The organism is Methylopila musalis (assembly GCF_042679725.1).
GTDB classification, from domain to species: domain Bacteria; phylum Pseudomonadota; class Alphaproteobacteria; order Rhizobiales; family Methylopilaceae; genus Methylopila; species Methylopila musalis.
This window is the reverse complement of record NZ_JBHTMX010000358.1, coordinates 1-1347: the sequence shown is the minus strand read 5'-3', so window position 1 is coordinate 1347 and position 1347 is coordinate 1. Positions and strand designations below refer to the sequence as shown.

Annotated in this window: 1 protein-coding gene and 1 pseudogene; both read right to left on the bottom strand. The window is 75.6% G+C overall.

What is annotated here, in order from left to right; translation table 11 throughout:
- Positions 1-436 (bottom strand): annotated as a pseudogene (locus ACFQ4O_RS17630) (hypothetical protein); the annotation flags it as partial.
- 55 nt (positions 437-491) lie between these two features.
- Complete coding sequence (locus ACFQ4O_RS17625) at positions 492-1241, bottom strand: uroporphyrinogen-III synthase (RefSeq protein WP_378777687.1); 750 nt, start codon at positions 1239-1241, stop codon at positions 492-494.
- Between the last annotated feature and the right edge of the window lie 106 nt (positions 1242-1347).

Sequence of the window (1347 nt, the reverse complement as noted above, 5' to 3'; positions counted from 1 at the left end):
CGAGGCCGGCCGCAGCGCCGGACGCGGCCGCGCCGGTCGCCGTCCCGGTGGTCGACGGCTTCGCCGGCTCCGAGGCCGCCGGTTTGGAATCGGATGTCGAGGGCGTTGGCGTGGCCGACGTGGTCGACGGCTTCGCGCCCAGCGGCGCGTCCGCGGGCTTGGCCGTGGACGAGGGCGGCGTGACGCCCGAGGGGCTCGCCGGTCCTGTCGAGGCCGGCTTGGCGCCGGTCGGCGGAACGGCGGCGGCTGGCTTCGGATCGGACGGCTTGCCGTCCGTGGGCTTGCCGTCCGCAGGCTTGCCGTCTGCAGGCTTAACGTCCGGCGCGCCGGCCTTCGGCGTCACGTCCGAGGCGGGTAAGTCCAGCACCGGCGGCCGCGGCCGCGCGGACGACGCCGCGCCACCGGATTTCTGCTCGGGGCCTTTCGGATCCGCCATGGGCCGCTCCTTGGGATGCTCGCAGACACAGGACGGGAGGGGTCCCGTCGCTGTCCTACTTAGAACGCTCACCGCCGGATTGCGAGCGGGTCCCGATCAATCGCGCGAGCGCGTCGAACAGGGCCGGCTCGTCCGGACGCTCCGCGACGGCGACGTCGGCGCAGCCGGCGGCCAGCAAAGGCTCGGCCACCCGCAGCGCAAGCGCGGCGTGGGGCGCTGTGCGCACGGCCTCCGCGAGCCCCGCGTCGCCCGAGAGCGACAGGAAGGTTTCGGCGATGCGGCGGGAGTGGTGCAGCACGGCGATCACCGCGCCGCGCCGAAGAGCCTCTTCGGCTTCCGGCGTGAGCGTCGACGCCGGCGCGGCGCGGTAGAGATCGACGACCTCCACCTTATGTCCGTGGGGCCGAAGCGCGGCCTGAAGGTCGAACGCCCGGTCGGCGCCCGCCGCGTGAAGGAAGCGGCCGGGCGTCCCGAACCGCGCGACCACGGCGGCCGCGAGCGACCGGCCGTCGCCGTCCGCCACCTCGACGTTCGCGAACCCCGCCTCCCGTCCGGCCTCCGCCGTGCGGTCGCCCACCGCCATCAGCGGCGCGCGCGACAGCTCGCGAATCTCCGGCCGGCCGTTCAGCTTGCGCAGGCCGTTGGCGCTGGTGGCGAGCACGGCGTCATAGGGGCCGGGCGGAATCGGCGTGTCGAGCGTCTCGATGGCGAGCACCGGCGAAACGATGGCCTCGAGCCCGAGCGCGGCGAGACCCTCGACCGTGCGGCGGGCGGCCCGCTCCGGACGCAGCACCAGAACCGGCATGGCCGTCACCCGAAGGCCGCCAGAAGGTCGGCCGGCGTGCGGCCCCGCACCTCGTGGCCGATCTCGGCGCCGAGCCGTGCGGCGTCGGACGGGGCGGCGTCGCCCG